Origin of the sequence: Vibrio coralliilyticus, assembly GCF_024449095.1 — a bacterium.
Lineage (GTDB): Bacteria > Pseudomonadota > Gammaproteobacteria > Enterobacterales > Vibrionaceae > Vibrio > Vibrio coralliilyticus_A.
Map to the genome: position 1 here is coordinate 547,217 of NZ_CP024628.1, position 18,354 is coordinate 565,570.

Sequence of the window (18,354 nt, forward strand, 5' to 3'; positions counted from 1 at the left end):
AAGAAAGGATGATTAGACTTGCTGTTATCGGAACAAACTGGATCACAGACCAATTCATTGAGGCCGCATTAAAAACCGATCTGTATCTTTTAGCAGGCGTGTATTCCCGTTCTATTGAAAAAGCGAAAGCGTTTGCCGAGAAATATGATTCACCAGCTCTGTTCGATGATTTTGACGAATTGGCCACTTCAACAGAGATTGATGTGGTTTACATTGCCAGCCCGAATTCACTGCATGCCCCACAAGCGATAAAGCTACTAGAAGCAGGGAAACATGTGATCTGTGAAAAGCCGCTGGCTGCCAATGAGACGTTAGCGCAACAGATGTATCAGACGGCATTAGCAAATGATGTTGTGCTGTTTGAAGCATTTATGTCACCACATACTCCCAACTTTAAATTATTGAAAGAGCATAGCCGCCACATCGGTAAAATTCGTAAAGCATTGATTACTTACTGTCAGTATTCATCGCGTTATCCTAAGTATCTGGCGGGTGAAAACCCAAATACGTTTAATCCTGCTTTTGCAAACGGCTCAATTATGGATATTGGCTACTATTGTGTAGGCGCTGCGGTAGAGTTATTTGGCGAACCACTCAGTGTGAAAGCTCACGCCCAGCTGCTGGACAGTGGTGTGGATGGCAGTGGAAGTGTGATTTTGGGTTATGATGGCTTTGAAGTCGTGCTTCAGCACTCTAAAACCAGTGACTCCTATTTACCAAGCGAAATTCAAGGCGAAGAGGGCGCGCTTTTGATGGAGATGATTTCTACGGGTAAAAAGCTGACCAAGATTACAAAAGGCAGTGTTGGAGTAGATTTGAGTGTGAAACAAGATCCGAACCCAATGTATTACGAAGCCTTGGTTTTTGCTAAGCAATTTGAAACGAACAAAATGGACGAAGACTGTATGAAGCGCTCGCTGATTGTGGCTAAATTGCTGACAGAAATTCGTAAACAAACGGGCGTAATATTCCCGGCAGACGTATAAGAGAGAAAGATATGCAAGCTGAAGTTAAGTGGATTGAAGAGTTTAAGTTTCTTGGTCACTCTCAATCTGGTCACTCTGTGGTCATGGATGGTAATGGCGGTGCAACAGCACCAAGCCCAATGGAGATGGTTCTGATGGCGGCGGGTGGCTGCAGCTCAGTCGATGTTGTTGACGGGCTAAAAGAAGCGGCGCAAAAGGTAACAAGTTGCACGGCAAAACTGTCGACTGAGCGTCGTGAAACCGCGCCTAGAATTTTCACCAAAGTAAATATTCATTTTGAGGTGTCTGGTGAAAATTTGGATGCCGAGGTTGTCGCAAAAGTAACAGCAGACTCTCTAGAAAAGTATTGTTCCGTGTGCCTGATGCTAGGTGAAGGCGTAGAAATGACCCACAGTTGGGACATAGTATAGCTTACTATAAAACGTGGAAAGCCGGGTTTACAACTCTAATGCCGTTCGGATAAGCATTAACGCTTATACCTAAATGGGTATTTGGGTGGGACAAAAAGGACTGAACGTGGATACGTTCGGTCCTTCCTTTTATCCGGTAAAATGAAGTGACTTATGTTCTCCCTCATTTGCTTGAGTTTGCTCGGTAGAGTTCCGTCAGGGCTAAGCGCTAGCCAACGTAGCTGGGTATCTATCAAATTTATTGCCGCTGTAAAGCTCACTCTAGTTGGCCTTACCTCAGCGTCTTTAGCAATATGAACCATCTCTAAGCGCACCAAATTGTACGCCAGCAATATTCCCCAGAGCTCTTGTCTAACACCAGCAGCAAAACGACTTCTCAAGGTGACTTCATTTTGTAACTGAGTTTGTTTTATCTCACCGTAACCTTCTTCTATTTCCCAGCGTTGCCAATAGACAGTCAATAAGTCTTCTAATGAGTATTTCTCAGGATCAACCAGTGAAGTTATAAAGCCTTCAATTTCACCTTTTGGGTCTTTGTAGAGGATGAGGCGTGCTTGCCAATGAGTCGGCAAATTAGGGTTATTGCGCTGAGCTTGCTGTGAAACAGGCATAGAGATAAGCATGTCGTTTTCAGCAAAACGCTCCAAAACTTCATATCTTACTTTGCGTTTCACAGGGGTTAGCCAGTGGCTATTGGAGGCAGCAGCATTCCACGATATCAATAGGTCGGCAGAAAAGTAGCAACGATCAAACAATGTGAGTGAGTTTGCTGGCACGTCTCCTAATAATCGGCGTGCCAGTGTTGTCTCACCGACCTGACAAGCATCGAATGCAGCCCCTACCATAAAACGTGTCTCGGTAGCCATCAGACCGACCAAGCGCAGTTGAGGATAAGGTTTATGTTTTTGAGAAATGAATCCAAACGCTTGCGCATTGTCTTCTGAATCTTGGCAACGAAAAGTGGTACCATCCACGGCCATAATGTTTAGCCCTAGCGCCTTATCCTTTACTAGCGCGTCGCTCTCCCATGCCGCCATAGAGGTTTTAAACAAAGCAGCGAGAGGAGCTTCGTCCAAACGTCGCCTAGAGTCAGTAAGTACGCTAGGTGCAACACGAGACCAAGAATCCTGAGGCTTAGGTTGGAGAGCTAGGTCAAGAGAACTGCATACTTCTTTGATTGATTTATTCCGTTGCAATCCCATCCAAATGACGAGCCAGACGGCTTGTTGCGCTGGTAAGCGTCGCCTTCTAATGCTTGCTTTAGACGTATCAAGCAAAGCTTGTTCTATCCATTCAAGCTGAATGGCATTAACTACAGACTCATAGTTTTTACCATCCTCGATAGTCTCATGTGCCAAAAGCAGCTCTTGAGCAAACATAAAAAATCCCCACTAACTTTGTTAGTGGGGATTATCATACGATCTCAGGATCGTTCAAGTCTCTAAAACGATCGGCATTAGGTTTACAACTCGGCTTTTTTTGTCAATTACGGAAATGATCCTCTGTCAGCTTTCCCTTTTTACAATTCTCTATTCGCGCTACTTTATCTTTTTTATTCAAGCCGTTAATGGGAGGGCGTTATGACAGAGTTTGAAAAAATGATCGCTGGCCAGTTGTTTGATGGGTCAGATGGCAGCATCAATCGTATTCGTGAGCAAGCCACTCGCCTCTTGCAAGAATTGAATCACAATACCAGCGATGGGCAGCGTGTAGACATCTGCCGCCAATTGCTTAATCATGTTGGTGAGTCAAGCATGATTCGTTCACCATTTCTCTGTGAATTTGGTCAAACCATATCGATAGGGGATAACACATTCATTAACATGAACGTGACCATGTTGGATGGAGCTGAGATTAAGATAGGCAATCATGTGCTTATCGGCCCTAACACTCAATTCTACACTGCAGGCCATGCTTTGGATTACCGTTGTCGACGAGGTTGGGAAACGACTTGCTTGCCAATCACGGTTGAGGATGATGTTTGGATTGGTGGTAATGTGGTCATCAATCAAGGTGTGACCATAGGTGCACGCAGTGTGATTGCGGCTAACTCGGTGGTGACACGAGATGTACTGCCTGACAGCCTATATGGTGGCACCCCAGCGACTTTGATAAGACATTTGACAGAGAATAACAGTTAACGCTAGCTTAAGCTCTTTTATTGTCAATTTGAGAGAATAGTGTGAGCCAACATAAATTTACTTTGTGCGGTGTACTAGCCATCCTGCTTTGGAGCAGTGTTATGGGGTTAGCTCGTACGGTCACCGAGTTTTTAGGCCCTATTGGCGGTGCAGCATCAATCTATAGCGTTGCTTCTCTGTTTTTAGTTATGGTCATGGGGCTGCCTAAGGTTCGAAGTTATTCAATGACTTATGTGCTGTTCGGGGGCGGGCTATTCGTCGCTTACGAAATCTGTTTGGCTCTGGCATTAGCGATGGCAAACTCTCGTCAGCAAGCTGTAGAAATGTTGGTGATTAACTATTTATGGCCCGCTCTAACCGTCTTGTTGGCTGTAATGTTCAGCCCGAAGAAAACCAATATCCTCGTTTACCCTGCGATAGCGATAGCTTTCTTTGGTGTCGCGTGGAGTATTACCGGAGAACAAGGGCTTTCTTTCTCTCAGATTGCTGCGAATGTCGCAACGAACCCGCTGACGTACACTATGGCTTTTGTCGGCGCCTTCCTGTGGGCAATATATTGCAATCTGACTAAGCGAATATCTAAAGGGCAAAACCCGATCACGCTGTTCTTCATCATGACGGCGGTAACTCTATGGATGAAGTATGCCATCAGCAATGAAACAGGTTTGAGCTTAAATCTTGAATCTGGTGGATTGTTACTCATTACGGGGATTGCAATGGGCAGTGGTTATGCGCTTTGGAACTACGCGATCATAGGCGGGAATATGGTGCTTTTAGCCACTTTGTCTTACTTTACTCCCGTTCTTTCAACGATTATCTCTTCCGTGATCCTTGGCCTTGTGCTCACCGATACCTTTTTACAAGGTGTTGCGCTAGTGACAGTCGGTTCATTACTGTGCTGGTGGGTAACAAGAGAGAAAAAGGCTGAGCCAGCGGAGCCTCAAACATGTAATGATTAATCATTACCAGCGTATATCAATGGGTGTACCAGATTTCACTAGAGTGAGCAGCTCATCCATTTCTTCATTAGTGATGGCAATGCATCCATTGGTCCAGTCAAAGCTCTGTACGAAATTTGCTGGGCGCTTTTCCCCGTTCCTTAAGCCATGAATCTTAATATTTCCTCCAGGATTAACCCGAAGCTTTGCTGCGTATGCAATGTCTTGAGGGTTTGGGTAACTGATATGAATCGAACGGTAGAACTCTGAATCGTTGATGACAAAGTCTAGGAAGTAACGGCCTTCTGGTGTGCGGTTATCACCCTCTTGAGTTTTATGCCCTCGTGGGTGTTTGCCAAGTGCAATGCGAAATTCTCTAACCACCTCACCATCGTCGATGAGGTACATACGACGTTTGGACTTGTCGACGGTGACCAAGTCGACGGATGCATTGGCGCTACAGACGAAAATTATTGTGCTTAGTATGAGGGTTACTCGAATTGCAATCTCAATCATTGCTTTCAGCTCGCTTAAAAAACAGAAAGGTAGCTGCAAAGCTACCTTTCGAGTTTAGGCGGTTTCATCAGGGAGAAATAGAGAAAATATCACACTCCGCAAAACCCAGATCTTTAAACGCCTCTATCGCCTCATAACGACTTTTTGCATCGACTTCAAATGAAGCCATTTGAGAGCCGTCAAAATAGAGGATCACATAATGAGTACTGGGATCTGGCTTTTCTATTGCCGACATCATTCCTCCAGTTATTCATTGGTACACCAACGTGGACGCGACCAATGCCTCTATGTATTAAAGCTTCGCTAAAGTTTCATTCGGCTTATCTTTTGTCCGAGGCATCTTGTCCACCTTTTTAATCAGTTTAAGCAATTTTGATGCGTTCCAGCTAGTTTCTTGCTGAGAAAAACGTGACTTTTGCATATCATCCAGTTCATTTTGGATGTCAGAGAGAAGAGATTTATCACTGATTTGTGCCTCCTGAAGCCATTTTGAAGCACAGTGCTGCGCTTTAAAATGATCGCCAGCCTTTAGCGCAGCGATCAAACTGTCACTTGATTTTATTGGTGTTTTGGCATCATGGTGATTTGGCGCTTCAATCGGAGTGCGTTTCTTTAGCCACAAAATGGTTGTGGCGATCCAAAGACATGCAAAGAGTCCAGTTAAATAAGGCCAGAACCCTGGGTCGTTGACGGTGATCGTTTCGACTTCTGCGGGGGCTGTATATTGAGAGGCTGGAACCGGAATATTCAAGCTCTCACCGGGGCTAACATTCAGTGCTAAACCATCAAGATGAGCGGCTTTCTGCTGTTTATTCTGGCTATCCCACCAATTTAGATTCACTTCTGATAGCTCAACATCACCGGTTTGTTGGGGAATGAGCACCTGTTTCAATGTCATGCGGGTCAAGCCATTGTTCAGTTGCGTGAACTGAGGCTTTTCTGCATAGACACGAATGCCTTGAGGGTAGGTGATCTTGATATTAGGGAAGCGATCGGAAGAAAGCCCCTCAATATCAAGAGTAATTTCTCGTGTAATTGAGTCTCCGACTTTGGTGTCATGAACTGAAGAAGAGGTTATCTTCTCACCGTTGGCTGCTGTCCAAGTTTGAGTTAATTTAAGTTGGGAAGTTGGCAACCAGACGCCGGTGTAGCCTTCGGGCTTATCTTCTACTTTAATCTCAAAAGTTTTAGCTGGGGTGTCAACGGAAATGAGTTTAGTGGTGCCCGTACGATCGTTGCCATAGACAACAGAACCTTTAAACGCAGCGCCAGTCAGTGTGTAGTCACCGGGCTGATTGGCGGTAACGCGATAGCTTTGATCAAGCACTGTTACCTCTACCCCATCAAGTACACTTTGGTACTGATTTGGTTCACCAATCTGAGCTAATGTTAGCCCTTCAACGCGAGGCGGAATAACGTTAGGGCTCTGCAGGCGCCTTGGATCCGCTTTAATGACCAGGCGAGTTCGTAGTGAGGCACTTTCATTTGGGTAAAGCGTTGTTTTATCGAGTGAGCTTTGCAGCTCAACGAGATCAGAGATTTGAGGTTCATCATTATCAGTTGTGACTTGAATAGCAATGGGTTTTGAACTGGCGCCATTGATAGTAAATGCGGGGATCTTGGCAACCCCTAGGGTTTGAGCAGCGAGTGTTAAGTTCCACTCGCTGCGTGTGCTGCGATCACCATTGACGATGTTAATTGAAGAGCCAAAGCTAGGCCTTCCCACATAGAAATCCTTTTCCAGTGCACTGAAATCTATAGCATCGGAAGAGACTTTTTCGTCAACCACAACGCGAAGCTGAAATACTTCATTTTTAACGACTTTATTTTTGCTAACGGTAGCCCAAACATTGGCTGCCAATGCCGATGGGCTAACAAAAGTAAAAGCCAGCGCCAGTAAGCTAATCAGTTTTATTATTTGTCGGTTCATAGTTACCACTTCTTACCTGTATTCTGCGGTGGTTGTTTTTGCTGAGCTTGCAACATCATCTGAGCTTTGAGTAAACGGCTAGGATCGCGTGCACTCTCAACTTGTTCTAGCTTGCGAAGCGCAGGATCTATCTGTTCTAGGTTTTGCTCCTGTTGTGCTTCACCTTGTGGCTGTTCTGAAATTTGGTTCTCCTGCTGAGGCACTTGCTCTGCTTTTGAAGTGCTTTGCGATGGTTCCTCTTGCTGGTCTTTTTGCTCAGCTTGGGAGTGGGAAGCTTGTTGATTTGGCTGCTCGCTTTCACTCTCATTTTGCTGAGACTGCTGAGACTGCTGAGACTGCTGAGACTGCTGAGACTGCTGAGACTGCTGAGACTGCTGAGACTGCTGAGACTCTGGTTGCTTGTCAGAGGGCTGTTTGTCTGAACCAGAGTTTTGTTCAGATTGAGAGGAGCGCTCTTGCTCTGATGACGAATCCTGTTCAGACTTTTGTTGCTGTTGCTGTTGCTGTTGCTGTTGCTGTTGCTGTTGCTGTTGCTGTTGCTGTTGCTGTTGCTGTCTGACTATCTCCAAGTTTTTTTTGGCATCTTCGTTATTCGGATCTTGTTTAAGCACGTCCTCGTAAAGCTCAATAGCTTGCTCCAACTCTCGGTTTTGAGCGTAGGCGTTAGCAAGGTTGTATTTTCCGTGGAGTGTTTGAGACTCTTTAAGGGCTTCAATGGCGGCAGGGAAGTTGCCCGCTTGATAGTGCGCAATACCTTGCCATTCTCTATTCTCAAACAGCTCAGCGGCGGCTTTATACTGCCCCACGTCGTAGAGTTGTTTGGCTTGTTGATCACTGTTTAGAAAAGCGGAGGCCAATGCGGGTTCGGGGGAAAGTAGCGGGTAAGTTAAGGCTACTAAAGCAAACAAAAAGCCGCGACGGAACAGTAAAAGTGCAGGAATAATCAAAAGTGGTAATAACCAAATACCACTGTTGACACGATCACTGATTTGTTGTGATTGATTGAGTTTTCCTGTGTGATCAATTTTGCTAGTGCGATTGGCAATCGCGTCGATATCGCTGTTATTAAGTTGAATAGGCGTGAAGAAGCCACCAACAGAGTTGGAAAGGCGATTCATATTTCTGAAGTTCGATTTCGCAACGACGGTTTGCCCTGCATCTTTGAGTAGGGTCCCGTCACTGAGCCGGATTGGTGCACCAGATCGAGTTCCGATCCCAAGTATGGATAGACGCCATTGTGTGTTAGCAATAAGATCCTGAATGCCTTGGCTTTCTTCATCATCTAAGTCATCGCTGAAAAGGACGATGTCACCGCGGGATAACCCGCTATTTTTCATCATCTCGATGGCCAACTTAACCGCTTTAACTGCATCGGCCCCGGGGTAGGGCATCAACTCAGGTGAGAGGTTTGGTATCAGGTTTTGAATAGTCCGCGTATCAGAAGTCATCGGGCTCACGGTATATGCATCGCCAGAGTATGCGAGCAGGGCGGTCGTCCCTTCACTCCATTTCTTGAGCAGATCAGTGGCTTTGTACTTAGCTTGAGTGAGCCGATTCGGTTTGATGTCGGTGGCGTACATTGACATCGACATATCCATGATAAGCACTCGCGCATTGTCATTGCTAAAGCTCGGTCGTTCAGAACTGGTGAAGCTCGGCCCAGAAAGGGCGATAATAGCAATAAAGCCACTGAAAGCGATGATACTGGTTATCGCGGTTCGTGCTGATTGATGCTTAATGCCCATTGCTTTTGCTAAATGAGGTGCGATCAATGTTTGGTTACGACTACGTTTCGAGAGCCAGAAAACTATCCCTAAGAGTGGAATAACCACCCATAACCACTCTGGGTAGAGGAAGCGAAAATCAGACATGATTCCTCCTAATGATGATAAGGGCAAAGAAGCCTACTAGTGATATTGCCAGCGGAAACCCGAACCACTCTTGCTGTGGTCGCCAAGTTTGAGTCGCTTGACTCACAGGCTCTAGGCTATTTATGGTGTCATAGATGGTCGCCAGTTCTTTACTGTCACGGGCACGGAAGTATTGTCCTCCTGTCAGCTTGGCAATTTCCATCAGTGACTTCTCATCCAGATCCTGTGCCGTATTGACTTTGCGCGTCATGAAAAACTCTTTGACCATCATCTCACCCGCACCAACACCGACGGTGTATATGGTCGCATTGTACTTTTTAGCAATTTTGGCGGCTTCTATCGGGTCAAGTACACCAGCAGTATTGCTGCCGTCACTGAGTAAAATCATGACACGTTGTGGAGCATCACTATCGACAAAGGTCTTCGTCGCCAGTCCTATACCTTCACCTATGGCGGTTTTGGTACCAATCAATCTCAGCACTGTTTGATTGAGTTGCTCGGCAACAGTATTCCTATCAAGCGTTAATGGTGTTTGCAGATAAGCGTGATCGGCAAACAGCACTAGGCCGAGTCGGTCTCCCTGACGTTTGGCAATAAAGTCTGATAAGACCTGTTTTACTGCACTTAAACGGTCGATATAGTCACCGTTAAATTGCATGTCTTCTTTACTCATCGAGTAAGACAAGTCGACAACCAGCATCATGTCTCTGTGCTTCGGTTGTGTCGTGACCGGGTCGCCATACCAAACCGGTCTTGCGACTGCGGTAACCAGACAAACCCAAATCAGACCAGCCAGAATTTTAGCCAATAAATTCCTTGGTGCGCTACCTGCCGCAGAGTCAGGCAGGTAAGGCATATAAACAGGAGATGACTGCTTAACTGGCGGCAGTAAAAAATAAATCAGTATGGGTAGCGGCAGTAGCAAAAATGCCCACCACCATACAAATTCGATGTTAGCCAACTTTGGCTCTCCTTCTTTTTGGCGGAAGTGCTTCGTCTACCCATCGTGAGCAATGTGTTACCAATTCGGCTGCGTTTCCGATAGGCTCTTTCGAATACAAAGCTTCTTGCCAGAGTTCGTAATTGTCTAGAAATACAGGGGATTTAACCTGAGTATCAAGAAAGGCGTACCACTCTTTACCTGTAAGCTGTGCAACTTCTTCTCTTGGGTAGTAGCACAGGGCAGCTTGACGAAGTAATTCAATGGCTTCCGCAGGCTTTTCACCTGCTTGAATGAGTTTCAACGCGGTTTTCTTGGGGGCCAAGCGCTTTTTGTTCCAGCGATAGACTAACCAAATGACCAATGCGCCGAACACCATTGCTCCTGCGGTTGCCCACCAGCCCCATGCTAATGGAAACCACGAAGGTACTTCCGGTAAATGCATAGGGTTGAGTGGGAGTAATGAATCCTTATTATTGGTGCTCATTGAGTACGTCCAGATAATTGTTGTAGTAGTGACTCTTGGGTGGAGAGACGGGTAAAACTCAAGCCGTGTTTAATAGATAAGTCTTTCAGATCTTGCTGTTTTTGTTCAAAAACCGACTTGATCTGATCGCGCGCTTTTCGTGAAGAAAAGTCCATCCACAAAGTTTGACGTTTGTCGGAAACTTGCTCGACGCCACGATAATTGGTGATACCGGCTTCCAAAGGATCGGAAATATGCACCAGCCTAACTCGGTTGTGGGAACGCAACCTAGTGAGTAATGACTGGTTGGACTCTGAAAAGCGCAGGAAGTCACTGATAATAACAACTTCACTGCCTTTGGGACAAAGTCGATTAAGAGCTTGTAACCCGTTCATCATATCAGGTGATGCTTGCGTGGGTGCAGAGCGCAGTTTGTCCTGATGAAGCTTCACCATATGCTGAATGAATGCTAACGGTCCTTGATTACGGCTAGTCGGCTTTAACTCGGTCAGCTGATCGCCAGTATCGATAATTGCACCGATGCGATCGCGCTGCGCGACAGATAGCCAAGCAATCAGGCTTGCTATGTGTGCGGCTAAGACCGATTTAAACATCAGCTGAGAACCAAACATCATGCTGGCACTGAAATCCACGTACACTATGATGGGTTTTTCTCGTTCTTCAGTGAAAAGTTTCGTATGAGGTTTGCCGGTTCGAGCGGTTACACGCCAATCGATGCTGCGAACATCATCTCCAGCTTGATACTGGCGGACTTCAGCAAAGTCCATACCACGCCCTAGTTGCTTACTCTGATGCTGTCCCAGCGTTTGAGACCACAAACTCTTAGCAGGAGGTAACCACTTTATCGCTTGTTGCTTATAGTAAAGCAGTTCATCAAGACACAGGTTTACACCGTCAGAGTATGGGGATAATTGTTTATCCATCTGTAACCCTTACGCGCTGCCCACCAAAGACAGAAGACGGTTCACTACCTGATTAGCACAGATGCCTTCGGCTTGCGCCTGATAACTAAGCAGAATGCGGTGTCTGAGAACGGGGAAGGCCATGGCTTGTACATCTTCTGGAGAAACATAATCGCGACCAGACAGCCAAGCGTGTGCTCGAGCACAGCGATCCAAAGCGATTGTGGCACGTGGACTTACTCCCATTTCTATCCAACTACTCAATGTATCATCGTATTGAGCGGGCTGACGCGTCGCCATGACAAGACGAATAATATAATTCTCAACCCCTTCGGCCATATGAATGTTCAACACTTCCTGACGAGCAGAAAAAATATCTTGTTGAGAGAGAACTGGTGGTGTGACTTTTTCTACCCCTTTGGCTTCGCCGCGGTTAAGACGCAAAATTTCCAGTTCACTTTCCGCATTTGGGTAGTCAACATTGAGATGCAGTAGAAAGCGATCTAACTGAGCTTCAGGCAGTGGGTAGGTACCTTCCTGCTCAATGGGGTTCTGTGTTGCCATGACCAAAAACAAATCGGGCAATGGGTAGGTTTGTCGACCGGCCGTAATTTGCTTTTCTGCCATCGCTTCAAGCATTGCTGCTTGCACTTTAGCAGGAGCACGGTTGATTTCATCGGCCAGAATCAGTGAGTTAAAAATCGGCCCCGGTTGGAAAGTAAATTCGCCTGTTTCTGGACGAAAAATATCGGTGCCAGTTAAGTCTGCAGGCAGTAGGTCAGGAGTGAACTGAATGCGGTGGAAATCGCCTTCAATACAGTCAGCCAATGATTTCACAGCTCGTGTTTTGGCCAACCCCGGAGGGCCTTCAACCAAAATATGTCCGTCGGCCAGTAAGGCAACTAAAAGCTGCTTGACGAGTTCTTGTTGGCCAATAACCTGACCTTCTAAATATTGCTGTAGGTGGTGCAATGACTGAGAGTTCATCAGTGTCTATCTCCTCACTTTTTCACTTAGTGGTTTGAGCTATGAAAAAGTTCATCCATTTTGACTTTATTGTCGTTCGGCTGCTTATTTACTACTCAACGCAGCAGTACAACATAAGTGCTATTATTTCAGTTGTTTACAATATGGGGATTTTCGTTCCTCATGCAAGTGCTCAATATCGAAAAATTGGTTTGCAAATCAGGGTTAAATTGATGACTTATTCAGTAAAGAAATGTAATTTACATCCGATATAAAAAGATGCGTCACAATTTAGCTTGGCTCGCCCCTTTCTGGAGCTAGTAAATCAGTGGTGATGATGAATTTTCATAATGACAAAGCGCTAAAAGGCAACTCGAATGATGAAACTAAACGCGATCAGTATTAAGCAAAAGGTTGTTGCGGGTATTACCTTTGCTGTTCTCGCTTCAACAATTATTGTTGGAGTCATGGCACAGCGTCAGGCACGCGAAGTTCTGGAGCATAGGCTGGTAGATATTGAACCGCCTTCCATGCTAGACCAGATCAAGGGACAAATTGACTACGATGTGACTCAGCTACTGCGAGCAGCAGAGCAGATAGCAAATAATGAATTTATTAAAGATGCGATTAGCACGACCAATATTGACCCTCAGGTTGAAGCTAAGCTGATTAAAGAGCTTAACAACGTTCGTAACCAATACAGTTTGAATGATGCTTCTGTTGCGAACCGTGAAACGGCTTACTATTGGAACCAAAATGGCTTTTTGCGCCAGTTGAACCAACAACAAGATGGCTGGTTCTTTGGCTTTACCCAATCTGGTCAGCCGACCATGGTAAGCATGTTCCAAGAGTCGACGGGTGAAGTAAAAATGTTCGCCAACTTCCAGTTTGTTAATGGGTTAAGTATGTCTGGCCTGTCTAAATCAATGGATGATATGGTTAGGTTGTTGAATGGCTTTCAAATCGAAGACACCGGCTTTGTATTTCTGACCGATGCACAAGGTCAAGTTCAAATTCACCGTCAGAAAGACAAAGCACGTTCGACGTTATCACAGCTCTATGGTGGGGAAGCCTCTCAACTTCTTAATAAATCGGGTTTTAATTTGATAGAAGCGAACTATGAAGGTGAACAGGTGTTTGTTTCAAGCCTGTATATTCCTTCTATGGATTGGTTTGTTATTGGTGTAGCCCCGGTTGATGAAGTGTTTGCTGACCTTAACCATGTTGCCAAGCAAATGACCTTTACGACGATTGTGGTTGCTGCTCTGTTTATCTTCATGGGTCTATTCTTAGCTAATAGCATCACACGCCCTATTAAGTCGATCGCTGCTCGCTTTACCGACCTTGGCCGAGGCGATGGCGACCTTTCACAACGTATCGAAGTTCAGAGTAGCGATGAGATTGGCCAGCTTTCTGAAGGTTTTAACGGCTTTATTGAGAAAATACACGAGTCAATGAAAGAAGTAGCGTCAACCAGTGGTGCGTTGCAAACGGCCGCTGACAGTGTGTCTCACAAAGCTAACACGACTCATGACAATAGTCAGATTCAACGTGACCAAACCATTCAAGTGGTGACCGCGATTAACGAGATGGGCGCGACGATCAGCGAAATTGCTTCGAATGCGGCCACCGCAGCGGAAACCGCGAACCAAGCTTCAGACAACACTCAGGTCGGCCAGAGCGTCGTCAACAAAGCTAAGGACGCGATCAGTCGTTTGGCGATGGACATAGAAAACACAGGTCAAGTGGTTGAGCAACTGGCATCTACAACGCAAGAAATTGGCTCTATTCTGGATGTTATCCGTGATATCTCCGAGCAAACCAACTTACTTGCATTGAACGCAGCAATTGAGGCTGCACGTGCGGGTGAACAGGGACGTGGCTTCGCTGTGGTCGCAGATGAAGTAAGAAACTTGGCCAGTCGAACGGCTGATTCGACGGAAGAGATCCAGAAAATGATCAACCAGCTTCAAAGTGATGCAAAAGATGCTGTAACGGCGATGGAAGCTGGTAAGTCTGTAACGCATGAAGGCGTATCATCGTCAGATGAAGCGGTAGAAGTGTTGGTGAACATTTCCGAACGCATCCACGACATTTCTGACCGTAACACTCAGGTGGCAACGGCGACGGAAGAGCAGTCAACGGTTGTGCATACTATCAACCAAAATATCGAAGAAATTAACGCCATTAATGAAGTGACAACCAGTACTGCCGAGGAACTGGCGGCCGCCAGCTCTGATCTAAAAGAGCTGTCGGAACGTCTAGATCGTATGGTAGGTAGCTTTAAGCTATAAAACTGTCCGTAAGCTAGAATAACTGGGGCTAAGTAGGTAAACTTAGCCCCAGTTTTTATATTGATTAGGTAAGTAAATAGCATGAGTGATTTTGAAAAAGAGCTAGAGCAAATGTCTCAGGAAATGAGTGATGAGCCTGAAGTAGCGCTTCCATCACTTGAAGAGCAAAAAGCTATCGCAGCAGAGCTAAAAAAACTCGAAGAAGCTGGTGAGCTAACACCAGAGATCCTAGAGCAGTACTTCGGTAAGTTTTATTCGAAAACCGATAAGCCAGTGCATTAGTATTTGGAACTGGCTGCTTTTGTTAAAGAAAAGCCTCCTTCTTGGTGGCTTCTTACATTTTTATTGTTAAGCAATAAATGGAATATTCAGACTATTTTCGTCTACAAAGAGATGGGTCGACAGCAAATTTCTTCCCAAACAAAGGCAGGTAACTAACATGTATTCCGCTACATTGCTTAAGCCCTGCTTTTTCATATTTAGACTCATAAATAGATGGCGTAATCAGTGTTACCAGAATAGCTAAGATAAACGAACCAACTACGGAGTAGGATAATCCTAAGCCATGCTTGTCTTCCCAACGCTGCCCTGTAATTATAAAGTACGTACTTAATAGAAAAACTAAAGTCATGGTAATACCCATTGGCACTAAAGCAAAGTTGAACCGAGAATATGTCGCGACCTCTCCAACAGGTTTTGTAAATTCTAGAACATTGTTCCAGCCCAAGTAAAAAGAAATAATAGCAAGAGTGGCGAAAAGTATTGTACCTAACGCGAGTATGTAGGCTCGCTTAATTTGATTTACTAATGAGGTTAATTTCATAATGGTTTTAGGACTAGCTCGTTAATTGACTTTTTGACGAAACGTTTTATCTCAGATTCTATTACTTCTTTACCCGTTTCAAGTGCATTTTCTAGGAACATTTCTGTGAGATCCAAAATACTCTCAGAGATATCTTTCTGCAATTCGCGTCCTTTTTCAACAGCTTCCTGCTGGGATCTTTCAAGAAAATCAATTACTTTTGGAGTTATTCCGTAGTGAGCATCTAGTTCATTTAACACCGCTGAGGTTATTAGGCCAGCTACAACAACTACTGCTAAATGTGCAGCAACAAGAGAAGTTATTGATAAGGCAGCGGTGCCAACAACAGCTGCGACAGCTGAGGAAAGGCCAATTTTAACTAGGTCAGTTGCTAAATAACCAATTAAGTCAGTCAAAAATACTTCATCATTCAGAGCGTAATCTAGAATCCTAAAACCAGCAGCGATATAAATTGTTAGCACAGTACCGGATTTTATAGAGTTAGCTAAGCCATATTTGCCTATACCTAGCTGTACAATTTTGGGGTTATCCAACCTATAATATGAAGCAGTTAATATTCGTCTAAGTCCTGAATGACCAGTTAGTTTAATCATCTCAGTCCCAATTTTATTAAACTCGGTGGACATACGCATACCAAATGTGGCTTTTAACCCTAGCTTGGTTGCCTTTATCCCATGGATATTAAACTGTGCGATTATCATGGAAGTAGTGACAACATCTTTATCGTTAACTCCATAATTAATCATTAATTGGGCCCCGGTTGATACTGTGATTGATTTCCAAGTATCCTGAGTGTTTTTCCACCCCCAGCCTTGAAGTACTCTAAATGCTTCCTCTAAGGTAAGAAACATGACTTCTTTGTGGTTGTTTTCTAATTGGCTTCTCAGAACATTGTCTGGGAACTCTTTAGTATTTATATACTCACCTGCTGTAAAGTTGTACGGAGGCCAGTACATTTTATCAGGCGTAATGTTTGCTGTGTTCGCTTGTTTTGCCGAGGCTTGGAAGTGATTTGATTTTTTTAATGGGGGTAGGAAGCCTTTCCCAACACCAGGTGTAACTCGAGTTGATTTAACTTCATTTTCATAAGCGATCGATGTATTAGGGAAAAAGTATTTTCATCAGCATCTGTATATAACAGATGTTGACTTTTGTTCTGCTTCATATGCCATCGATGTTTTGGAAATATACTTTTTTTGTTACTCATAGTTATTGTGACTCACAGTAGTTCTCTGTGAGAATGATAAAGGTTAGTACTATAAAAATATGCCCAAAAACGTGGTTGTTTTAACTAAATGAGAGTATATGTGCTGAGTATTACATTGGTTACCTTATATGTATTGCTTATTATTCCCCAAGTTGCAACCACTTCTGATTAGTCCAAACTAACTCGCTCAAGAATTCAGCGACTACTGTTATTTATCTTGAGTTCTCGAAATCTGAGTGTATAGACAACCATATTCACCGTTAGGGCGTGGTTTTCTGACTGGACGTATCCAGTCAGAAAAGGATTTCTCCCACAACGATGCTCGTAAAGCGCTGCCACGCTTCACGTCTGAAAACTTAAAGGCTAATCAACCTTTATCCGATGCGGTGAAGCACTTAGCGATGGAGAAGGCGTGTTCGCCCGCACAGATCGCCTTAGCTTGGTTACTCGCGCAAGGGGACGATATTGTGCCTATTCCAGGTACTAAACAACTGAAATACTTGGAAGATAATCTTGGTTCGGTGAACGTGAGGCTAACACCTCAGGACGAGGCTATCCTGGAAAAAGCCATCGATGGTTTTAAGCCAGTAGGTGAGCGTTACACCCCTGAAGGCATGAAGGGTGTGAACGCGTAAGGGGACTTTTATCAGTGTACCGGCCTTGTTTAGCCTTCAGGCGCTCTAATTGCTTATCTGTTAGCTAGTCTAAAGTTCGGCTTTTCAATAAATAAAGAGGCACAGCATTGATCGTGCCTCTTTTCAAAACTGAAACTCCACCCCAGTTGCTGACATAAACGCCTCACCAGTATGAGACCTAGCCCAAAACCTGAGTGCTCCGCACAATATTCATGATCTTCCTGCCGTTCTCGGTTAATGATCTGAACGGTTCCCTGACGCTGATCAATAGTAATCATACCTTCATGTGTGTGTTGCACGGCATTACGCAATAGGTTAGCGATTATCATTTGTACAGCCGCGTAGGGTAGGTTGACCTCATAACTGTCAGTACGGATTTGCACTTCAATGCTTTTTCCTTGTGTCAGATAGCTCAGGTTCTCCATTTCTGAATGCAGTAGCGATGATAGATCCACGGGTTGAGTGGATAGCTGAGAATCTTCGGCTTTATTTAGCCATAACAACGTATTGCAGAGTTCAGCCATGCAATGGCTGGCATACTTAATTCTCTGCATTGCGCGATGACTCTTGACCTCCCATCGCTGTTCGACTTTTTCCATTAGTTCCAAACTACTACGAATAACGGCAATCGGTGTACGTAGCTCATGGCTGGCATACTGAACAAACTCCTGTTCTCGCTCAAGTGAGGCATTCGTTTTACGTACGCTATCGAGGATAATTTGAGCGAGTGTATTCAGCTCTTTGTATCGGAACCCTGGCGGTGCGGCACTTAAATTTTGGGCATCCAGCTCTCTAGCCCAGCCATACAGTTCTTTAATCGGTTTAGTGACTGAGTTCATAAACATTAGCAATACCATGAAAAAGAAACTCAATGCGCAAAGTCCAAGAAAAACTGCTTGAACTTCAGGTGATGTGAACCAGTGTGGGGCGGGGATGTTCGGAGGCTCTTTGAAATGATGGGCAGCATAATGGATTTCTCCATTGGGCCTTGCTAGGGAGAGCAAAAACACGGATTCGGTCGGCCTAGAGAACAGGCTGTCTCGATCTGACTTTTGATAGAGTTGATCTGGGATGAGTTGTTCACGAGTGAAATGACGGCGAATCTCGATAGGTAGGTCATGCCAATTGCTGGCTTTTAAGAATCGATAATTTGCCTCAAGATGGTCTGATTCGCTCCTATGGGCTACTTCGAGTAGAGCGCCCTTAATCATGTTGTCTTGACTTCTAAAAAAATGAAGCATCCAGAGAGCAGACATCAGTGTTACCAATATAACAGCGGAGGTGAGAAGCACGATTAGAGTATAACGT

The 18,354-nt window shown here is 44.8% G+C and carries 19 protein-coding genes; 7 read left to right on the forward strand and 12 right to left on the reverse strand.

Going from position 1 to position 18,354, the window contains the following annotated elements:
- Window positions 1-8 precede the first annotated feature (8 nt).
- A complete protein-coding gene (locus tag CTT30_RS18045; protein WP_239864312.1) occupies window positions 9-986 on the forward strand; it encodes a Gfo/Idh/MocA family protein in 978 nt (325 codons plus the stop codon).
- A gap of 11 nt (window positions 987-997) precedes the next feature.
- Complete coding sequence (locus tag CTT30_RS18050) at window positions 998-1,396, forward strand: OsmC family protein (protein WP_252037365.1); 399 nt, start codon at window positions 998-1,000, stop codon at window positions 1,394-1,396.
- 56 nt (window positions 1,397-1,452) lie between these two features.
- On the opposite strand, the gene CTT30_RS18055 is transcribed toward CTT30_RS18050, so the two are convergent.
- On the reverse strand, window positions 1,453-2,775 hold the full coding sequence (locus CTT30_RS18055; protein ID WP_252034657.1) for an IS4 family transposase: 1,323 nt from the start codon (window positions 2,773-2,775) through the stop codon (window positions 1,453-1,455).
- Window positions 2,776-2,976: 201 nt separating this feature from the next.
- Here CTT30_RS18055 and CTT30_RS18060 point away from each other — a divergent pair, with 201 nt between their 5' ends.
- Window positions 2,977-3,537, forward strand: a complete 561-nt coding sequence (locus CTT30_RS18060; RefSeq protein ID WP_252037366.1) for a sugar O-acetyltransferase — start codon at window positions 2,977-2,979, stop codon at window positions 3,535-3,537.
- Between the two features lie 41 nt (window positions 3,538-3,578).
- The gene (gene yddG, locus CTT30_RS18065) at window positions 3,579-4,496 is read left to right on the forward strand and encodes an aromatic amino acid DMT transporter YddG (RefSeq protein ID WP_255906806.1); all 918 of its coding nucleotides are present in this window, start codon (window positions 3,579-3,581) and stop codon (window positions 4,494-4,496) included.
- A 3-nt stretch (window positions 4,497-4,499) separates the two neighbouring features.
- On the opposite strand, the gene CTT30_RS18070 is transcribed toward yddG, so the two are convergent.
- The 8 genes from CTT30_RS18070 to CTT30_RS18105 all read right to left on the reverse strand — a co-directional run bounded on the left by CTT30_RS18070 (window position 4,500) and on the right by CTT30_RS18105 (window position 12,108).
- The gene (locus CTT30_RS18070) at window positions 4,500-4,991 is read right to left on the reverse strand and encodes a L,D-transpeptidase family protein (protein WP_239836165.1); all 492 of its coding nucleotides are present in this window, start codon (window positions 4,989-4,991) and stop codon (window positions 4,500-4,502) included.
- Window positions 4,992-5,058: 67 nt separating this feature from the next.
- Window positions 5,059-5,226, reverse strand: a complete 168-nt coding sequence (locus CTT30_RS18075; RefSeq protein WP_239836166.1) for a hypothetical protein — start codon at window positions 5,224-5,226, stop codon at window positions 5,059-5,061.
- A 57-nt stretch (window positions 5,227-5,283) separates the two neighbouring features.
- The gene (locus CTT30_RS18080) at window positions 5,284-6,921 is read right to left on the reverse strand and encodes a BatD family protein (RefSeq protein WP_252037367.1); all 1,638 of its coding nucleotides are present in this window, start codon (window positions 6,919-6,921) and stop codon (window positions 5,284-5,286) included.
- Between the two features lie 2 nt (window positions 6,922-6,923).
- On the reverse strand, window positions 6,924-8,792 hold the full coding sequence (locus CTT30_RS18085) for a VWA domain-containing protein (RefSeq protein WP_252040124.1): 1,869 nt from the start codon (window positions 8,790-8,792) through the stop codon (window positions 6,924-6,926).
- Complete coding sequence (locus tag CTT30_RS18090; RefSeq protein WP_239836169.1) at window positions 8,785-9,753, reverse strand: vWA domain-containing protein; 969 nt, start codon at window positions 9,751-9,753, stop codon at window positions 8,785-8,787. Before CTT30_RS18090 ends, CTT30_RS18085 begins: the two co-directional genes overlap by 8 nt.
- Window positions 9,746-10,219, reverse strand: a complete 474-nt coding sequence (locus CTT30_RS18095) for a DUF4381 domain-containing protein (RefSeq protein WP_252037369.1) — start codon at window positions 10,217-10,219, stop codon at window positions 9,746-9,748. Before CTT30_RS18095 ends, CTT30_RS18090 begins: the two co-directional genes overlap by 8 nt.
- Entirely contained in the window at window positions 10,216-11,142 is a 927-nt protein-coding gene (locus tag CTT30_RS18100) for a DUF58 domain-containing protein (protein ID WP_252037370.1), read from the reverse strand. The genes CTT30_RS18095 and CTT30_RS18100 overlap by 4 nt, the downstream gene beginning before the upstream one ends.
- Before the next feature lie 9 nt (window positions 11,143-11,151).
- Window positions 11,152-12,108: an AAA family ATPase gene (locus tag CTT30_RS18105; protein ID WP_252037371.1), complete on the reverse strand. Its 957-nt coding sequence runs from the start codon at window positions 12,106-12,108 to the stop codon at window positions 11,152-11,154.
- Between the two features lie 356 nt (window positions 12,109-12,464).
- On the opposite strand from CTT30_RS18105, the gene CTT30_RS18110 reads away from it, so the two are divergent.
- Window positions 12,465-14,381, forward strand: a complete 1,917-nt coding sequence (locus CTT30_RS18110; protein WP_252037372.1) for a methyl-accepting chemotaxis protein — start codon at window positions 12,465-12,467, stop codon at window positions 14,379-14,381.
- An 81-nt stretch (window positions 14,382-14,462) separates the two neighbouring features.
- Window positions 14,463-14,663 carry a chromosome segregation ATPase gene (locus CTT30_RS18115; RefSeq protein ID WP_006960686.1) on the forward strand — a complete coding sequence of 67 codons (201 nt, stop codon included), beginning with the start codon at window positions 14,463-14,465 and terminating at the stop codon, window positions 14,661-14,663.
- A gap of 91 nt (window positions 14,664-14,754) precedes the next feature.
- Here CTT30_RS18115 and CTT30_RS23480 read toward each other — a convergent pair whose 3' ends face one another.
- Window positions 14,755-15,204: a DUF1240 domain-containing protein gene (locus CTT30_RS23480; protein WP_252040125.1), complete on the reverse strand. Its 450-nt coding sequence runs from the start codon at window positions 15,202-15,204 to the stop codon at window positions 14,755-14,757.
- Window positions 15,201-16,160: a hypothetical protein gene (locus tag CTT30_RS18120; protein ID WP_252037373.1), complete on the reverse strand. Its 960-nt coding sequence runs from the start codon at window positions 16,158-16,160 to the stop codon at window positions 15,201-15,203. Before CTT30_RS18120 ends, CTT30_RS23480 begins: the two co-directional genes overlap by 4 nt.
- A 487-nt stretch (window positions 16,161-16,647) precedes the next feature.
- Between CTT30_RS18120 and CTT30_RS18125 the strand changes: the two genes are divergently transcribed.
- A complete protein-coding gene (locus CTT30_RS18125) occupies window positions 16,648-17,046 on the forward strand; it encodes an aldo/keto reductase (RefSeq protein WP_252037374.1) in 399 nt (132 codons plus the stop codon).
- 53 nt (window positions 17,047-17,099) lie between these two features.
- Here the strand turns inward: CTT30_RS18125 and CTT30_RS18130 are convergent, their stop codons facing one another.
- On the reverse strand, window positions 17,100-18,302 hold the full coding sequence (locus CTT30_RS18130) for a sensor histidine kinase (RefSeq protein WP_252037375.1): 1,203 nt from the start codon (window positions 18,300-18,302) through the stop codon (window positions 17,100-17,102).
- Window positions 18,303-18,354 lie beyond the last annotated feature (52 nt).